General features: G+C 60.7%; 13 protein-coding genes and 1 tRNA gene. 5 read left to right on the top strand and 9 right to left on the bottom strand.

The genetic code is table 11. The annotated features are described in order from the left end of the window. Positions 1–305 precede the first annotated feature (305 nt). A complete protein-coding gene (locus tag MSKU9_RS11485; RefSeq protein ID WP_227002471.1) occupies positions 306–1892 on the bottom strand; it encodes a glucosyltransferase domain-containing protein in 1587 nt (528 codons plus the stop codon). A gap of 673 nt (positions 1893–2565) precedes the next feature. Between MSKU9_RS11485 and MSKU9_RS11480 the strand changes: the two genes are divergently transcribed. Genes MSKU9_RS11480 through MSKU9_RS11470 form a run of 3 tightly spaced genes read left to right on the top strand, consistent with a single transcriptional unit; the run spans position 2566 to position 5697 of the window. Then, positions 2566–3972, top strand: a complete 1407-nt coding sequence (locus MSKU9_RS11480; RefSeq protein ID WP_141261574.1) for a M20/M25/M40 family metallo-hydrolase — start codon at positions 2566–2568, stop codon at positions 3970–3972. After that, the gene (gene pdxA / locus MSKU9_RS11475; RefSeq protein WP_141261573.1) at positions 3965–4954 is read left to right on the top strand and encodes a 4-hydroxythreonine-4-phosphate dehydrogenase PdxA; all 990 of its coding nucleotides are present in this window, start codon (positions 3965–3967) and stop codon (positions 4952–4954) included. Before MSKU9_RS11480 ends, pdxA begins: the two co-directional genes overlap by 8 nt. Further along, entirely contained in the window at positions 4951–5697 is a 747-nt protein-coding gene (locus tag MSKU9_RS11470) for a pyridoxine 5'-phosphate synthase (RefSeq protein ID WP_141261572.1), read from the top strand. The genes pdxA and MSKU9_RS11470 overlap by 4 nt, the downstream gene beginning before the upstream one ends. A gap of 30 nt (positions 5698–5727) precedes the next feature. On the opposite strand, the gene tldD is transcribed toward MSKU9_RS11470, so the two are convergent. After that, positions 5728–7188: a metalloprotease TldD gene (gene tldD, locus MSKU9_RS11465; RefSeq protein ID WP_141261571.1), complete on the bottom strand. Its 1461-nt coding sequence runs from the start codon at positions 7186–7188 to the stop codon at positions 5728–5730. A 741-nt stretch (positions 7189–7929) separates the two neighbouring features. Between tldD and treF the strand changes: the two genes are divergently transcribed. After that, on the top strand, positions 7930–10341 hold the full coding sequence (gene treF, locus MSKU9_RS11460) for an alpha,alpha-trehalase TreF (protein ID WP_370685925.1): 2412 nt from the start codon (positions 7930–7932) through the stop codon (positions 10339–10341). A gap of 74 nt (positions 10342–10415) precedes the next feature. Here the strand turns inward: treF and MSKU9_RS17910 are convergent, their stop codons facing one another. The 5 genes from MSKU9_RS17910 to MSKU9_RS11440 form a co-directional block, all read right to left on the bottom strand. Beyond that, the gene (locus MSKU9_RS17910) at positions 10416–10553 is read right to left on the bottom strand and encodes a hypothetical protein (RefSeq protein WP_154670675.1); all 138 of its coding nucleotides are present in this window, start codon (positions 10551–10553) and stop codon (positions 10416–10418) included. Positions 10554–10560: 7 nt separating this feature from the next. Continuing rightward, entirely contained in the window at positions 10561–11349 is a 789-nt protein-coding gene (locus MSKU9_RS11455) for a polyprenol monophosphomannose synthase (RefSeq protein WP_141261570.1), read from the bottom strand. 182 nt (positions 11350–11531) lie between these two features. Then, a tRNA-Pro gene (locus MSKU9_RS11450) sits at positions 11532–11608 on the bottom strand. Between the two features lie 56 nt (positions 11609–11664). Continuing rightward, complete coding sequence (locus tag MSKU9_RS11445; RefSeq protein WP_141261569.1) at positions 11665–12249, bottom strand: LOG family protein; 585 nt, start codon at positions 12247–12249, stop codon at positions 11665–11667. 46 nt (positions 12250–12295) lie between these two features. Next, entirely contained in the window at positions 12296–13498 is a 1203-nt protein-coding gene (locus MSKU9_RS11440; RefSeq protein ID WP_141261568.1) for an MFS transporter, read from the bottom strand. Positions 13499–13696: 198 nt separating this feature from the next. Between MSKU9_RS11440 and MSKU9_RS11435 the strand changes: the two genes are divergently transcribed. Next, the gene (locus MSKU9_RS11435) at positions 13697–14272 is read left to right on the top strand and encodes an NUDIX domain-containing protein (RefSeq protein ID WP_141261567.1); all 576 of its coding nucleotides are present in this window, start codon (positions 13697–13699) and stop codon (positions 14270–14272) included. A 34-nt stretch (positions 14273–14306) separates the two neighbouring features. On the opposite strand, the gene MSKU9_RS11430 is transcribed toward MSKU9_RS11435, so the two are convergent. After that, a complete protein-coding gene (locus MSKU9_RS11430; protein WP_141261566.1) occupies positions 14307–15041 on the bottom strand; it encodes a methylenetetrahydrofolate reductase in 735 nt (244 codons plus the stop codon). Next, on the bottom strand, positions 15038–15967 hold the full coding sequence (gene folD, locus MSKU9_RS11425) for a bifunctional methylenetetrahydrofolate dehydrogenase/methenyltetrahydrofolate cyclohydrolase FolD (RefSeq protein ID WP_162851950.1): 930 nt from the start codon (positions 15965–15967) through the stop codon (positions 15038–15040). Before folD ends, MSKU9_RS11430 begins: the two co-directional genes overlap by 4 nt. Between the last annotated feature and the right edge of the window lie 52 nt (positions 15968–16019).

The following is a 16019-nucleotide window of genomic DNA, read 5'->3' as shown; positions in this document are numbered from 1 at the left end:
AAGAACTTCTTCTGCAAGCTCAAGGAGTTCAAGCGCATCGCCATGCGCAGCGAAAAAACAGACAGATCATTCGAAGCCATGATCTATCTCGTTGGCGCAATCATCAATTCAAGATAATTCCCAACAGGCCCCAAAAAGCTTCAGGGAACGCCTCCTTTTTAAAACAGGACAGTATCCCAAATTTTGTTATTTTTTATCAACAGGTTATTTTAAAAACGGTTTTTTACCGCTTGATGCAGTCCTGCATGGCGTTCCCCGATCAGGACGGATACCATGAATGGTCAGAGGGGAAGCTATCGGACATGCTACCTGCTGGATTCCACCATTCTGCCATGGAACACGTTTTGCCGGGGCGACGGAACGCGCTCGTATCCGTTGCCATGTAAAACGCAGCGCTTGTCGTAATCCACGATAATGGAATTCCCGATCCGGTAGGTAATAAACGGGCCATGTTCCCGACTGCCGTTGATGGCACAATGCTGCAGGTCGGCCTGCTGCGCTTTCCACATCGACTTTCCCCTGTCGGGCATACCGCCCGTTGAAAGGATATTGGCGGGCAGGCCATGAGTCAGCATGATGTCGTGCATCATCCATGGCGCAGGCAGAGGCGGAACGTAAGACACAAGAACGATATCCGTAAGAATCTCGTATTTGCGCAGGATATACAGGGCCAGAGGCGCGACTGGTTCATCCCCACGCGTACCCCACCAGAAAGATGCGCCTTCCGGCTGGCCTGCCTCACGTGCCAGCTGAACCGCATCATCGACCATGGATTGCGCCATCTGGTCGCGAAAACGCGACTGCGCCGAAAGGGCATTCGCATAGGCTGCCGACAGGGTGATTTCAGACCACAGCCCATAGCCTGCAAGAATGCATGCAAGACAGGTTGCACGCCACCTGAAGGAAGGCGCCACACCAAGCAGGAAGGTAATGAAACACGCGGCCGCTGAACCAAACCCGATCATGACCCGATGGGAATGGATGGGACAGCCAAGCAGGAGCAGTATGCCCGGAATGCAGAAAGGCAGGGCCACAAGGCAGAATGCCACAAGGCCACCGGCTGCGGGTGTCAGGCTGCCCGTACGCAGCATACGCACGGCACGGAATACAAGCGTAATACAGCCCGATACGATGATGGCCGAAAAAATGATACTCTGCGGGCCTTTGATCAGGGCCGGAGCAATCGTCTGGAAAAAGCCTGGAATATTTCCAAAAATCTGGCTGATGGAATGAACGGTTTGTTTATGTGCATCCGCATAATCGTCCCCGCCGGGCAGTATTAATGTTTCCAGTTTATATATCAACAGGGCCAGGGAGAGAGTAATGGCGTTTGCGATAAGCATATTTGCAACCTGTCCGGCTTTTTTCTTTTCAAGTAAAGACAGGATGGCGGTCAGGCAGCACAGGCACAAGTATACATTCAAGGCAGGCTGATATAAATTCAGGCACGAAAAAAGCGCCAGCAACTGCCACGGCATCAGGGATTTCCGGCTATGTTCCGGCAGGAAAAACGGAAGTGCGAATGGCATGATGGCGCAGGCAACGGCACATTCCATAATCATGCCATCAAATCTGTAAGAGATATTTTCAAGAAAAAATGGATTACATACGATAAAAGACAGACATATTATAGAAGATATCCTGCTATATCCCCACCTTATGCTAAACGCCGCAAGTGCCGCTGCAATAAATGGCAGGCCAATGATCTGTGGCAGGGGCGCGTAATCTATCGTCGCGAATCTTCCCATAAACAGCAGCAGCAACTGCCCCAATACCCGACCGTCACGTTCCCAATGTATGTTGCTGAGTGCATGCAGCGTATCATCCGCATAATAGACGTTGGCATGAATTATGGGATAGGTGAATAAAATAAACACCAGAAAAAACAGCATCGCACGCGTGTAGAATTCCCGCCTGCACAGAAAAAATGAAGATATGGCAGTGTTTCGTGGGGTTTCTTTGGAAATAAACATGACATGGTCTCAATATTCACGGAAGAAGGGGCAGGCGGATTTATAGAAATAAATTTATGCCATTAATCAACAGATATTCATGAAAATATACAAATTTATACTTTTAGTTTCCATCAGGAACAATTAAAACCTTATCTTGATTACGTAACTTGAATAGATTATTTATTTTTGCCTTCAAGTCACAATTTTTAAATTATACTTTATGTATTTTCAATATACTGCCCTACAATACAGACCATGGCGATTGGCCAGTCCTTTGCCGTCTTCGCGTTTCCCGTTCCATTGATCGCCGGAAGCAGGAGACTGTTTGAAAAACCTGCCTGTGAGGATGAAGCTTTTTTGAAAAGCTTCAGGGATCGCCACTTTATCTGAAAAAAGGCAGCACTTAAAAAGTTTTATTTATCAATATATTATTCCCAAACAAGCACGACTGTTCATGCCTCTGCCCGGCCTCCGTCCCGTGCTGCCATGACCCGCGCACATTGTCAGGCAGCCCTGATACGGAGATATGTTGCTTTTGCCCCCATAACAGGCAAAATCGCACCCCGTCCCATTCGGGCTGCCTGACGCGTGCTGCAAAAATGGAAAGTTCATGACTGATTTACCCGCATCCCTCGCGCCTGTGCTGGAACAGGCGGACCGCACGCTTGATGACGCCCTTGCGCGGCTGTTCGCGTTCCTGCGTATTCCCAGCATATCCACCCAGCCTGAACACGCGGCGGATTGCAGGCAGGCGGCGCAGTGGCTGCACGGTGAACTCGACCGTCTCGGCTTTGACGTGACACTGCACGAAACCCCCGGCCACCCCATTCTGGTGGCACATGACCGCACACCACCCGCAGGCCCGCATGTGCTGTTCTATGGCCATTACGACGTGCAGCCCGTTGATCCGCTGGAACTGTGGGCCAGCGACCCGTTCGAACCCGCGCTGGTGACAGGACAGGACGGGCGCAGGCAGATCACCGCACGCGGCGCGTCGGATGACAAGGGTCAGGTCATGACCTTTATCGAGGCCCTGCGCGCCATCCGCGCCACGGCAGGGCAGATGCCGGTGCGTATCTCGCTCCTGATCGAAGGCGAGGAAGAATGCGGCGGCCCCAGCCTGCTGCCTTTCATGGAAGCACACCGGGAAGAACTGCGTGCCGATGTCGGGCTGATCTGCGATACCGCCATGCTGCCCGGCGTGCCCGCCATCACCACCACGCTGCGCGGCATGGTAGGAGAGGAAATCCACCTGCGCTGTGCAAGCCGCGACCTGCATTCGGGCATTTACGGCAATGCCGCGCGCAACCCGGCGGAAGTGCTGTGCCAGGTCCTGTCTTCCATCCGCGATGACGCTACAGGCCGCGTTACCCTGCCCGGTTTCTATATGGGCGTGCAGGACCCGCCGGAAGCACTGCGCGCGCGCTGGCGTGAAATCGCCCCGGATGACGCAGCCTTCCTTGGCGATGTCGGGCTGTCGCAGCCTGCCGGGGAAAAGGGGTACACCGCCATCGAGCAGACATGGTGCCGCCCCAGTTTCGAGATCAACGGCATTTCCAGCGGCTACACCGGCGAAGGGTTCAAGACCGTGCTGCCGGGTGACGCCATGGCAAAGGTGTCGTTCCGGCTGGTGGCAGGACAGGACCCGGTGCGTATCCGCCAGACCTTCTGCGCCCATGTGCGTGACCGGTTACCGCCGGACTGCACTGTCACCTTCACGCCCTGTGGCGGATCGGTCGCCAGTGTCGTGCCCGATGACACCTTTGGCCTGCAGCCCACGCTGGGGGCGCTGGGAGCGGAATGGGGCACACCTGCCGTCACCATCGGCTGTGGCGGGTCGATCCCGGTGGCCGCCGACATGCAGCGTATCCTGGGCATGTCCGCCCTGCTGGTGGGCTTCGCGCTGGATGACGACCGTGTGCATTCACCCAACGAAAAATATGACCTGACGTCCTTCCATAAGGGCATCCGGTCATGGATCCGCATCCTGCACGCCATGGGCACGACTGATGCCTGATGTCAGCCTGCCCCTTGCCCTGACCATGGGGGACCCGGCGGGAATCGGGCCGGAAATCACAGCAGGTGCATGGCGGGCCATGCGGCAGGGCGCGACACCGTTCGCGGTGCTGGGTGATGCGGGGCTGATCGGACGGCATGATGTGCCGGTTCGCGAAATCACCACCATTGCGCAGGCGGGTGATGTCTTCGCCCATGCCGTGCCGGTGCTGCCGGTCGGGCTGCAGGCGCCTGTCCATGCAGGCCGGCCGGACAGTACCAATGCCCCCGCCATCACCACCTCCATCGCGCGCGCGGTGGAACTGGCCCGCAATGGACAGGCCGCAGGCGTGGTGACCAACCCGATCAGCAAGATCGTGCTGAAAAAAGCAGGTTTCCCCTATCCCGGCCATACCGAATACCTTGCGGCCCTGTGCAAAGTGTCGGGGCGCGAGGTGATGATGCTGGCCTGCCCGGAACTGCGGGTCGTGCCCATTACCATCCATGTCAGCCTGCGCCGCGCACTGGATGAACTGGATACCAGTGTCATCATCGCCGCCACCCGCACCACCCATGCGGCCCTACAGCGTGACTTCGGCATTGCGGCACCGCGCATTGCCATTGCCGGGCTGAACCCCCATGCGGGCGAGGACGGCAGCATGGGCACGGAAGAACAGACCATCATTGCCCCCGCCATCGCCACCCTGCGCGCCGATGGCATGGATATCAGCGGGCCATGGCCGCCCGACACCATGTTCACCCCTGCCGCGCGGGCACGCTATGACGTGGCGATGTGCATGTACCATGACCAGGCGCTGATCCCGCTCAAGACCATCGACATGACGCAGGGGGTCAACACCACGCTGGGGCTACCCATCATCCGCACATCGCCCGATCACGGCACAGCCTTCGACATTGCGGGACGGGGCGTGGCCGATCCGTCCAGCCTTGTCGCAGCACTGCGCATGGCCATGCAGATGGCCGAACACAGGAACAGGTCATGATTACATCCCTTCCCACGCCCATCCGGCTGGGTGTCAATATCGATCATATCGCCACCGTACGGAACGCACGGGGTGGTGCACATCCCGACCCGGTGAAGGGGGCGCTGCTGGCGCAGGCGTCAGGCGCCGACGGCATTACCGCCCACCTGCGCGAGGACCGTCGTCATATCCGCGATGCCGACCTTGAACGTCTGCGCGCGGACCTGTCGGTCCCGCTGAACATGGAAATGGCCGCAACGGAGGAAATGACCGCTATCGCCATCCGCCTGCGCCCGCATGCGTGCTGCCTGGTGCCCGAACGGCGGCAGGAAGTCACGACCGAAGGCGGGCTGGATGTGCGTGGGCAGACCGAAAGCCTTGCCCCCCGCATTGCCCGCATGCGGGATGCGGGGATTCGTGTCTCGCTGTTCATTGACCCGGATGCCGCACAGATCGAGGCCGCGGCGAAGCTGGGGGCAGCCGTGGTGGAACTGCATACGGGTGCGTATGCCGACGCCATGGATGCGACAGCGCGCGCGGTGGAACTGGGCCGCCTGACGGCAGGCGCGGAACACGCCGCGCGATGCGGGCTGGAAGTCCATGCGGGCCATGGGCTGACCTATGACAACGTGCCTCCGATTGCCGCGCTGCCACAGGTCATGGAACTGAATATCGGGCATTTCCTGATCGGGCAGGCAATTTTTGATGGGCTGCCTGCCGTAATCCGCCACATGAAGGATGTGATCGCTGCCGCACGAAAGTGAAAAAGGCGGCACCCAAAAGCCTTTGATTTATTAACCTCCTGTGCCGCCCACGGTCAGGCCGGTCATTTTCAGGGTCGGTTGGCCCACGCCCACCGGCACGCCCTGCCCGGACTTGCCACAGGTGCCGATACCGGGGTCAAGGGCGGGTTCGCCCCCAATCATGGTCACCTTGGTCATGGCGTCCGCACCATTGCCGATCAGGGTAGCACCGCGCACGGGGGTGGTAATCTTCCCGTCCTCGATCATGTAGGCTTCGGATGCGGCAAACACGAATTTGCCCGATGTGATGTCGACCTGCCCACCACCGAAATTGACCGCATACAGCCCGCGCTTCGTGCTGCGGATCATGTCATCGGTCGTGGCGTCACCCCCCAGCATGATGGTGTTGGTCATGCGCGGCATGGGCGCATGGGCATAGGACTGCCGCCGCCCGTTACCCGTGGGGGCGACCCCCATAAGGCGGGCGTTGAGGCGGTCCTGCAGATAGCCGGTCAGGATGCCGTCCTCGATCATTACGGTGCGGCCGGTGGGCGTGCCTTCATCATCAATGGTCAGGCTGCCCCGGCGTTCGGGCAGGGTGCCATCATCCACCACCGTCACGCCGGGGGCCGCCACCCGCTTGCCCATAAGACCCGCGAAGGCGGACGTGCCCTTGCGATTGAAATCGCCTTCCAGTCCATGGCCCACCGCTTCATGCAGCAGGATACCGGGCCAGCCGGCCCCCAGCACCACTTCCATTTCCCCCGCAGGTGCGGGGCGGGCATCAAGATTGACCAGCGCCATGCGCAGGGCCTCGTCCACCGCACCCTGCCACACCTGCGGCGACAGCAGGCGGGTATAGGAATAGCGGCCACCCAGCCCGTGGCCACCACTTTCACGCCGCCCGTCCTGTTCCACCACCACCGATACGTTCATGCGCACCAGCGGACGGATATCGGCCATGCGCTGCCCATCGGGGCGGACGATCTGGACCGCCTGCCATTCAGCGGAAATGGACGCCATGACCTGTACCACGCGCGGGTCGCGCGCGCGGGCATAGGCATCGAGTTCCGACAGCATGGCCGCGCGCGCGGCAAAGGCCCCTTCTTCCAGCGGGTTGATGTCGGGGTACAGACGGTGATTGGTCGAACGCGGGCCTATGGCCAGCGTGCCCGAACGGCCCGCCCTGATCTGGCTGACGGTTTCCCCGGCCCGGCGGATCGCACTTTCACTTATGTCATCGGAATGGGCGAAACCGGTTTCCGCCTCCAGCACGGCGCGCAGGCCGAATCCGGACGAGGTATCGAAGGTGGCGGACCGGATCACCCCTTCATCCAGCGAAATCCCCTCGCTTTCACGATATTCCAGAAAAAGCTCGCCATCATCCATTCCCTCAAGCGCGTGGCGCACCAGGCGTTCGGCATCGGGGCGGCCAAGGCGCGCGCCCGCCCGTTCGAAAAACAGGGCATCGGTTGCAGCCAGCGGGGAAAGACCCTGAAGGGATAAGGGCATGAAACGGTGACTCCGGTTGGCGGAACAGGAATGAAAAGACATGAACGCTCGGGCCGCGCGGGCCGGGAGGGCAGGCAGCATAACCGGTTTTGCCCACTGGGGAAAAGCTGGTCTCTCTTCATGACAGGTACCATGCGTGAAAATGAACTTCCCTCCATCTGGACGGTTTCCCTTTGTGGTAGGGACGCAAGGCAGGGCATTGTGCAAAGATCAGGTTTTCATTGTTTGGAGAAATGGCGTCTCGTGAAAGTTTCCCTCCTGTGCGGTTCTAGTCTGTCCCGGTCCGCGCCCCGCCAGGCCGGGCTGTTGCTGGCCAGTCTTCTTTACGCGGGGATACCCGCCCTGGCCCAGACAGCGCCGACCACATCGCAGGTGGCCCCCACGCCGTCGTCTCCCGCTGCTGTCCCCTCCTCGCCCCCCACGGGCACGGATGGGACAACAGCCGCCCCGGCTTCCACTGCGACTGCCACCGGCATATCAGCGCAGCCGCAGGGACAGGCGGACCAGACCTATTCCGTACCAACACCTGAACCCCTGTCGGGAAGCGGAAACATGCTGCCACCCGCCCACGCCACGACACCGGATGCCGCGACACGGTCCCCGCCCGCACAGGCAGGCACAGGTGACGCATCCCCGGCACCCGTCGCCCCCGGCGGAGACAGCAAGGTCCCGGTCGGCCCGACGGACGCGGCCCCCGCCACGCAGGCATCCCCCCCTCCCGCCGCGCCCGATGGCGCGACAATGCCTGCTGGCGACAGCACGCCTGCCCCCGCGGCAACCCCTCCGGCCCCTGCGGGCATGCCAGCGGCGGACAGTTCAGATCACGCCGACACCGCGCCATCCAGCCCGGGTACGAATCCGGTCCAGACCGTACACAAGGATGGTCCGGCTTCCAGCGGCAGCAGTCCCGTACCGCCAGCCGATGCCCTGCTGTCCGATGCGGCCGCACCAGCCGCGCTGGTGCAGGACCTGCGTCCTCCTTCGATCGTGCTGGACGGGCTGTTCCAGGCGATTGGCGAAGCCCATATCTATACTGACGCCAAGACAGCTGCTGACGCCGTGCCGGACGAATCCCCGACGGACCTTATGGCGGAATACAACGTTGCCAAGCTGCGGCCTGATTTCTCGCTCAAGGATTTCGTGGCGCGGCATTTCACCCTGCCCGAACGCAAGACGGTTTCCTACCAGCGCAGTCCTGATGAAAACGTGCGCGACTACATCAATGGCATGTGGGAAGTCCTCAGCCGCCCGCCCGATATCCAGGTGGCGTATTCATCACAGCTTCCCCTGCCCTATACCTATGTCGTGCCCGGTGGGCGTTTCAGTGAACTGTATTACTGGGACAGCTATTTCACGATGATCGGGCTGTACGAAAACCAGAAGATCGACCTCATGCGCGACATGGTGCGCGACATGGCGTCAATGATCGACCGGTACGGCCATATCCCCAATGGCAGCCGTACCTATTACCTCAGCCGGTCGCAGGTGCCGTTCTTCTCGCTGATGGTGGACCTGCTGGCCATGCATGATGGTCAGGTGGCCTACACCACCTTCCTGCCCGAACTGCAGGCGGAATACGATTACTGGATGGACGGGCAGGATTCCGTCCCGCCCGGCGGTGCGTACCGCCATGTGGTGCGCCTGCCCGATGGCACGATCATGAACCGTCACTGGGATGACATGGATACCCCGCGTGACGAAAGCTATCCGCAGGATATCGCCACCGCCGCCCATTCCGACCGCCCGAAGGAAGAGGTCTATCGCGACCTGCGCGCCGGTTCTGAAACAGGATGGGATTTCTCGTCACGCTGGCTGGCAGACGGACATACCCTGTCCACCATCCACACCACCGACCTGCTGACGGTCGAACTGAACTGCATGATCCCGCATCTGGAACAGACGCTGGCCCATGCCTATGAGCTGAAGGGCAACAAGGACGCGGCTGCCCGCTACAACCGTCTGGCGCAGGAGCGCATCGACGCGGTGCAGCGTATCCTGTGGGATGAACGCCGCGCTGCCTTCATCGACTATGACTGGAAGAAGGGGGAATCGACCTCCATCCTGTCAGGGGCCACCGTCGTCCCCCTGTTCATGCAGATGGCAACACCCGAGCAGGCCAAGGCCGTATCCGAAACCGTGCGCAAAAATCTGCTCAAGATTGGTGGTCTGATCGCCACCGAACGCAGCGGCAGCGGACAGCAGTGGGATTCCCCCAACGGATGGGCGCCACTGCAATGGATGGCGGTCAAGGGGCTGAACCAGTACGGATATGACGCGCTGGCCAGCGATATCGCCGCCCGCTGGATGGGCCGTGTGATCGGCACGTATGAAAAATCCGGCGTGCTGCTGGAAAAATATGACGTGGTCAATCCGTTCATCAGCCCCAAGGGCGGCAAGGGTGGCGGCGAATACCCTATGCAGATCGGGTTTGGCTGGACCAACGGCACGCTGCTGGGGCTTATGAACCGCTATCCGCAGAACACCCGTGTCGTGCTTGACCGCAACCCGGCGGCGGACCAGCCATCACCACAGCCCCTGCCCCCCATGAATGCCTATGGCGTGCAGAGCGACGATGATGCGCTGAGCCGTTACAGCCAGCCCACCGTAACCCTGACCCCACGCCCCGTGGCCCCGACCCCCGCCCTGCCGCAGATATCAACCGTGGGGGCCAGCGCGCCATCTTCAGCCACACAGATCCCGCCCACCACTGCACCTGCACCTGCACCTGCACCTGCACCTGCACCTGCACCTGCACCTGCACCTGCACCTGCACCTGCACCTGCACCGCAGACTGTGGCAAATCCGCCAGCCATGGCAACCCCGCCTGCCACCCCGGCTTCATCGCCCGCAGCCCCCGGCACGGACCAGCATGCGGACACGCCCGCGCCTGCCAGCACGCCGGACAAAGCGGCGACCACGCCACAGGGCGCGGCACCAACGCCTGCACCAGAATCGGATGCGCCTGCTACGCCCGATACACCCACCGCGCAGCAGCCTGCTACAACCACGACACAGGCAACCCCCGCTGCCGAGGCACCAACGCAACAGGCCCACCCGGCCCCGACAGCCACGGCATCCCCAGCGGCCCATCCGGAAACGGGACAGGCAGCCCCCAAGCCGTCAGACCATGACAGCGCCTTGCCGCCATCATAAAAAAAGAGGGAAGGCTTCTGCCTTCCCTCTTTTTTTGCCTGCCGGGTGAAGCAGCAGATGTTGTGCCTTTTCCATCAGATGACAGGAACGGTGATTGTATCTGATGAAAATTCTTGGGTGCCGCCTTTAAAAAAAGCTTCACCAAAAAACTTCCTTATAAATTTGCAGGCCGCAGGTAAGCCGATCATGTCCGGTGCAACCGTCCCTGTCATGTCGGGATCAGGAAGAAGCCTTCACCCCGGTCAGCTTTTTTTTCAGCATATGATACGAAATCATCTGGGCAAACTGGATCAGCACCTTCCTGTCCATTTTGCTTTCGCCTTCATGCCGTGAACGGAAAACAAAAGGTAATTCAATCACCTTGGGTACCGCCTGCTGTGCCATCAGCAGATCCAGCAGGATCTTGAACCCGATACCTGACAGATGCGGCAGGGATCTGACAACCAGATCGCGCCTGACAGCAAAAAAGCCGCTCATCGGGTCGCGCACCCGCACGGACAGGAAGCACTGTGCAATGCGTATCCCGGCATTGGACAGGAACAGTCGCCACGAATTGGCCAGACCGCTATTGTCGCCACCTTCCACATGACGACTGCCGACCGCGATATCATAACCCTGCAGTTCGATGGCATTGACCATCTGTTCCAGCAGTCTTTCATCATGCTGCAGGTCCCCGTCCATCACCGCCACTACGGGGGCGGATGAAGACAGGATCCCCTCGATCACGGCAGATGACAGGCCACGACGCCCTACACGCAGGATACCGCGCACGCGGCTGTCCACCTGCGCCAGACGCCATACTTCGTCTATGGTGCCGTCGGGCGAACTGTCATCAACGAAGATCAGTTCCCAGCTATGGTGAGTTACAGCTTTTTCCACTGCGTGGAACAGGGGCTCGACATTTCCGCGCTCATTATAGCACGGGATGATGATGCTCAGTACCGGCCCCGGCCGGACCCTGCACCCGGTGTGCGTGTCCTGCTGCAATGAGGCGGAAGAAACGTGCATGATCAATCAAGGTCCCCGGGGTTCACATACCAGACGGACATACGACCAGAGATATAGCCAACCAGATCGTGATCCATTGGGAAGTTGGGGATAAAGGATTTCCCGCGCTGCCGCAACATGACGGAAAGGACACCGCAAAACGGAAACAAGCCGGTTATCCGAAAATAACCGGCTTGCAAAACTGGTCGGAGTGAGAGGATTCGAACCTCCGGCCCCTGCGTCCCGAACACAGTGCTCTACCAGGCTGAGCTACACTCCGTTGCAGGCGGCTATACAGGCCCGCTGCATTTAAGGCAAGGGGTATAGATGAAAGATTTACAGCGTGCTGACCCTGTCACGTGCATCCGCCTGCACCGGCAGGGTCGCCAGCGCTGTCATCAGCGTTGCGACATCGGGCACCACCTCGAACAGGTTCCGTGCCGAGGGGGAAGCAAACCCATCCGCGATACAGCCATCCACCAGGGCCAGCAGTGAATCGGCCCAGCCCGCAACGTTGACGATATAAATCGGCTTGTCATGCTGGCGCAGCTGCCGCCATGTCATGATCTCGATCGTCTCGTCAAAGGTGCCAAGCCCACCGGGCATCACCACGAAAGCGTCGGACTGGGCGAACATCCGCGCCTTGCGGTCATGCATGCTGTCAGTCACGGTCAGGTCCGTCACACCTTCATGCATGATCTCACGCGAATGCAGGAAGGCGGGGATGATCCCGGTCACCGCCCCGCCCGCTGCCAGGACCGCATCGGCCACGGTGCCCATCAGGCCGACATGGCCCCCGCCATAGACCAGCCTGACCCCGGCCTGCCCCAGCGCCGTACCCAGCGCCCGCGACTGCGCCGCGTATTCCGGCCGGGAGCCAAAACGCGATCCACAAAAAACGGCAACGGATGAAATCTGCATCTATCCAGCTCAGCTCCCACAGGACTCTATCGGCCCGCCACGCGATTCAGCGTGGCAGGAATTTCAACATTATGGTTACACCCACACCCGCCAGCGTAAACAGGGCGGATACAAGAAACAGCGCACCATATCCCATCGTCTGGATCACCAGCCCCAGCAGGGGGCCGGACAGGCCCACGGCAATATCCAGAAACACGGAAAAGGCCCCGAGTGCCGCCCCCCGGTTTTCCGGGCCCACACGCGCCACCGCCAGCACGCCCATGGCCGGAAACACGAGAGAGAACCCCGCCCCTGTCAGCGCGGCCCCCAACGCCGCCCCCCCGACCGAGGAACACTGCCACAGCACGCACAGTCCCAGCGTTTCCACCAGCAGCGAGACAAATGTAACAACCAGCCCGCCACGACGGTCGATCTGCCGGGCAAACAGGAACCGCATCATCACGAACGAGAGGCCGAATCCGGTCAGCGCGGTTGCCGCCCCGCTCCAGTTGTTATGGGCGTAGAACAGCGCAAGGCAGGCCGAAATCGTCCCGAATCCAACAGACCCGCAGGCCAGCACCATTCCATGGGGCAGCACACGCCTGAAGACGGCATGAAACGGCATGGGCGGCGCCTTGCTGGGCACGGGCGGCACAGGGGCGTACTGCCGCGCCAGCACGAAACCGAACAGGGTCAGCCCCGCTGACAGCAGTCCCACCACCGTCAATCCGCCATATGGCAGCGGCAGTCCCGACAGGATCTGCCCGATGGGCGCACCGAGGGCGATGCCGCCATACGACGTCACGCCATTCCACGATATGACCTGCGCCGTGCGGGCCGCGCCGACACGTCCGATGTTCCACATGATGGCGCCGGTAGCCGTCCAGCTTTCCCCGATCCCCAGCAGGATGCGGCTTGCGATCAGGAGGACAACGGACAGGGCCGCGAAATGCAGCAACATCCCCGACAGCATGAGCGCCGCCCCCGACAGGGTACACACCGCAAGGCCAACCACCACCGTGGGCTTCGCCCCCCGCCGGTCAGCCTGCCGCCCGGCCCCGGCGCGGGAGGCGAAGGTGGCAAGGTACTGCACGGATACCGCCAGCCCGGCCAGGACAGTGTTATACCCCAATACCTGATGCACAAAGACCGGGATGACCGCCATCGGCAGGCCAATATCGATGTAACACAGGAGGTTGAACAGCACGACGGGCAATATCCGCCGTGTAGGAGACCCCGATGCAGCCTGCGGCCCGGTCATGATACGCATAAACTCCGTAATAAAAAACAAGCGCCCCGATCAAACGCGGATACCAGCAATACCGTCTGCTTCACAAAATCACTGTGGAGCAAAAGCACCATAGGGCTTATGGAAAAACCTGAAAAAACCAACCCATGGCCATTCGTTCCCGCACGACTGCCCTGTGCGGGATGCATGCACCCGTGACCTGGAAGGATTCAAGACATCATGACGCAGTCCCCCAAACCGGACGCTGGTGGCTATACAACCGTTTCCACCCGCACCGCCTATGAAAATCCATGGACCCGAGTACGCGAGGACATCATCATCCGCCCCGGCGGCAAACAGGGACTGTATGGCGTGGTGGAACGGGGGGATTTTGTCGTGGTCCTGCCGCTATGGGATGGCCCGGACGGTCCCCGCGTTACACTGATCCGCCAGTACCGCTATCCCATCGGCAAACGGATGTGGGAACTGCCCATGGGCATGTGGGAACACCGCCCCGACGCCACGCCTGAAGACGTGGCGCGTGGCGAGCTGCGGGAGGAAACCGGCCTGATCGCCGGAGAGATGCGCGATGCCGGCCTGATGTACCAGGGCGCGGGTTACACAACCCAGAAAGGCCGGGCCTACCTTGCCACCGGATTACAGCAGGGTCCGCACCAGCGTGAGGAGACGGAGGAGGACATTACAACCCACATCGTCACGCTGAAGGAAATGGAAGCAATGATCGTGGACGGACGGATCACCTGCATGGTCACGATCGCGGCATTCGGCCTGATCCGTACGCGCGGCTGGATCTGACCGGGCCGGGACGCCGCCTGTTTTCAAACAGTTTTTAACGGCGGAGCGGCGTCAGGTAACGTTCCAGATTGACGCGCAGCGGCATGAGATAGGTATTGCCACCTTCCTGCGCCACCGCATCCATCATCTGGCGCGCGAATGCGATGTTGGCGTCCAGTGTCGGCTCGAAATCATGGGGAAAGATGACGTGGTTCGTCGTTTCCCAGTACGAACGCGATCTGGGGCCAACCACGGGGGAAATACCCCAGAACACATTTTCCCCATGCAGCCAGTTCATGCACAGGTCCAGCATGCGCATGTCAAAAATGGGCTGGGTGAAGAACCCTGCCGCGCCCGCTTCCTTCTTGCGCACGATGGATTCCATTTCCTTGTACGGCGCACGGCGGTACGGATCGAACGCGGCATAGACCGTAAGATGCGGGGCCTCACGCCGGTAGCGGGCAATCACGCTCTCGCTGGTGTTGGGATAGGTGCGGTGCTTCAGGTCCGTCGGCGGGTCGCCCTTGACCACCAGCACCTCATGCAGCCCCGGGTCATCGGCACCCGGCAGAGGCGCATCCGGCGCAATGTCGATGGCGCGGATATGGGGGATAACACGGGGGAAAATCGGGCGGATCAGGGCAGCCGCCTCCCAGCTGCGAATGGGAAAACGCAGCAGGTCGGGAATGTTGATCATCTGCGCATCGGGAAACAGCCTGCTGACATCCCCCGCATCACGCAGCAGCGTTTCCTGGTCGCGCGGAATCAGTTCAACGGATGTCAGCGTCATGTATTTTCTCCAGAACGCGCCTTGCCCTCCACAAGCATGCGGGCCGCATCAAGGGTGTTGCGCAGCAGGCAGGCGATCGTCATGGGGCCAACCCCGCCAGGAACGGGCGTAATCAGGCCCGCGCGCCGGACCGCTTCATCAAACTTCACATCGCCCACCAGTCGTGTCTTGCCATTGGGCAACGTAACACGGGAAATGCCGACATCGATCACCGTGGCCCCCGGCTTGATCCAGTCGCCACGCACCAGTTCACGCACGCCCGTCGCCACCACCACGATATCCGCCTGCCGGGCAAGGGACGCGGTATCGCGCGTATCGATATGGGCCACGGTTACGGTGCAGCCTTCACGCAGCAGCAGTTCCGCCATGGGGCGGCCGACAAGGTTGGATGCCCCGATCACCAACGCATCCTTGCCACGCATGTCGCCCACATAATGGCGCAGCAGTAGCAGGCAGCCCAGCGGCGTACAGGGTACGATACCCGGCAGCCCCAGCGCCAGCCGCCCGGCATTGACCACGCCCAGACCGTCCACGTCCTTTTCGGGAATGATCGCGTTGGTCACCGCAACCGGGTCCAGCCCATTGGGCAGCGGCAGCTGCACGAGGATGCCATGGATTTCGGGATCAACATTCAGCCGTTCGATCAGACCCAGCAGTTCCTTCTGCGATGTCGTGGCGGGCAGCATGTGCATGAACGACCGCATACCCGCGCGATGGGTCTGCAGCGCCTTGTTACGCACATAGACCTCGCTGGCGGGATCATTGCCCACCAGCACCACCGCAAGACCGGGGGTGATGTGGTGCCGGTCATAGAAGGCGCTGACATCGGTCGCGATATCCTGCGTCATGCGGGCCGCGAAGCCCTTGCCGTCAATCAGGCGCGCGGCAGGAGGTTCCTGCGTATCGGATACTGCTGGACCGGTCATCATCCCTCCGGAAACGAACATGGCGATGGCAGCAGATAAGGCAAGAAACCAT

Origin of the sequence: Komagataeibacter diospyri, assembly GCF_006538165.1 — a bacterium.
GTDB lineage: Bacteria > Pseudomonadota > Alphaproteobacteria > Acetobacterales > Acetobacteraceae > Komagataeibacter > Komagataeibacter diospyri.
Note: the sequence above shows the minus strand (reverse complement) of the source record. Positions and strands in the feature narration are given on the sequence as shown.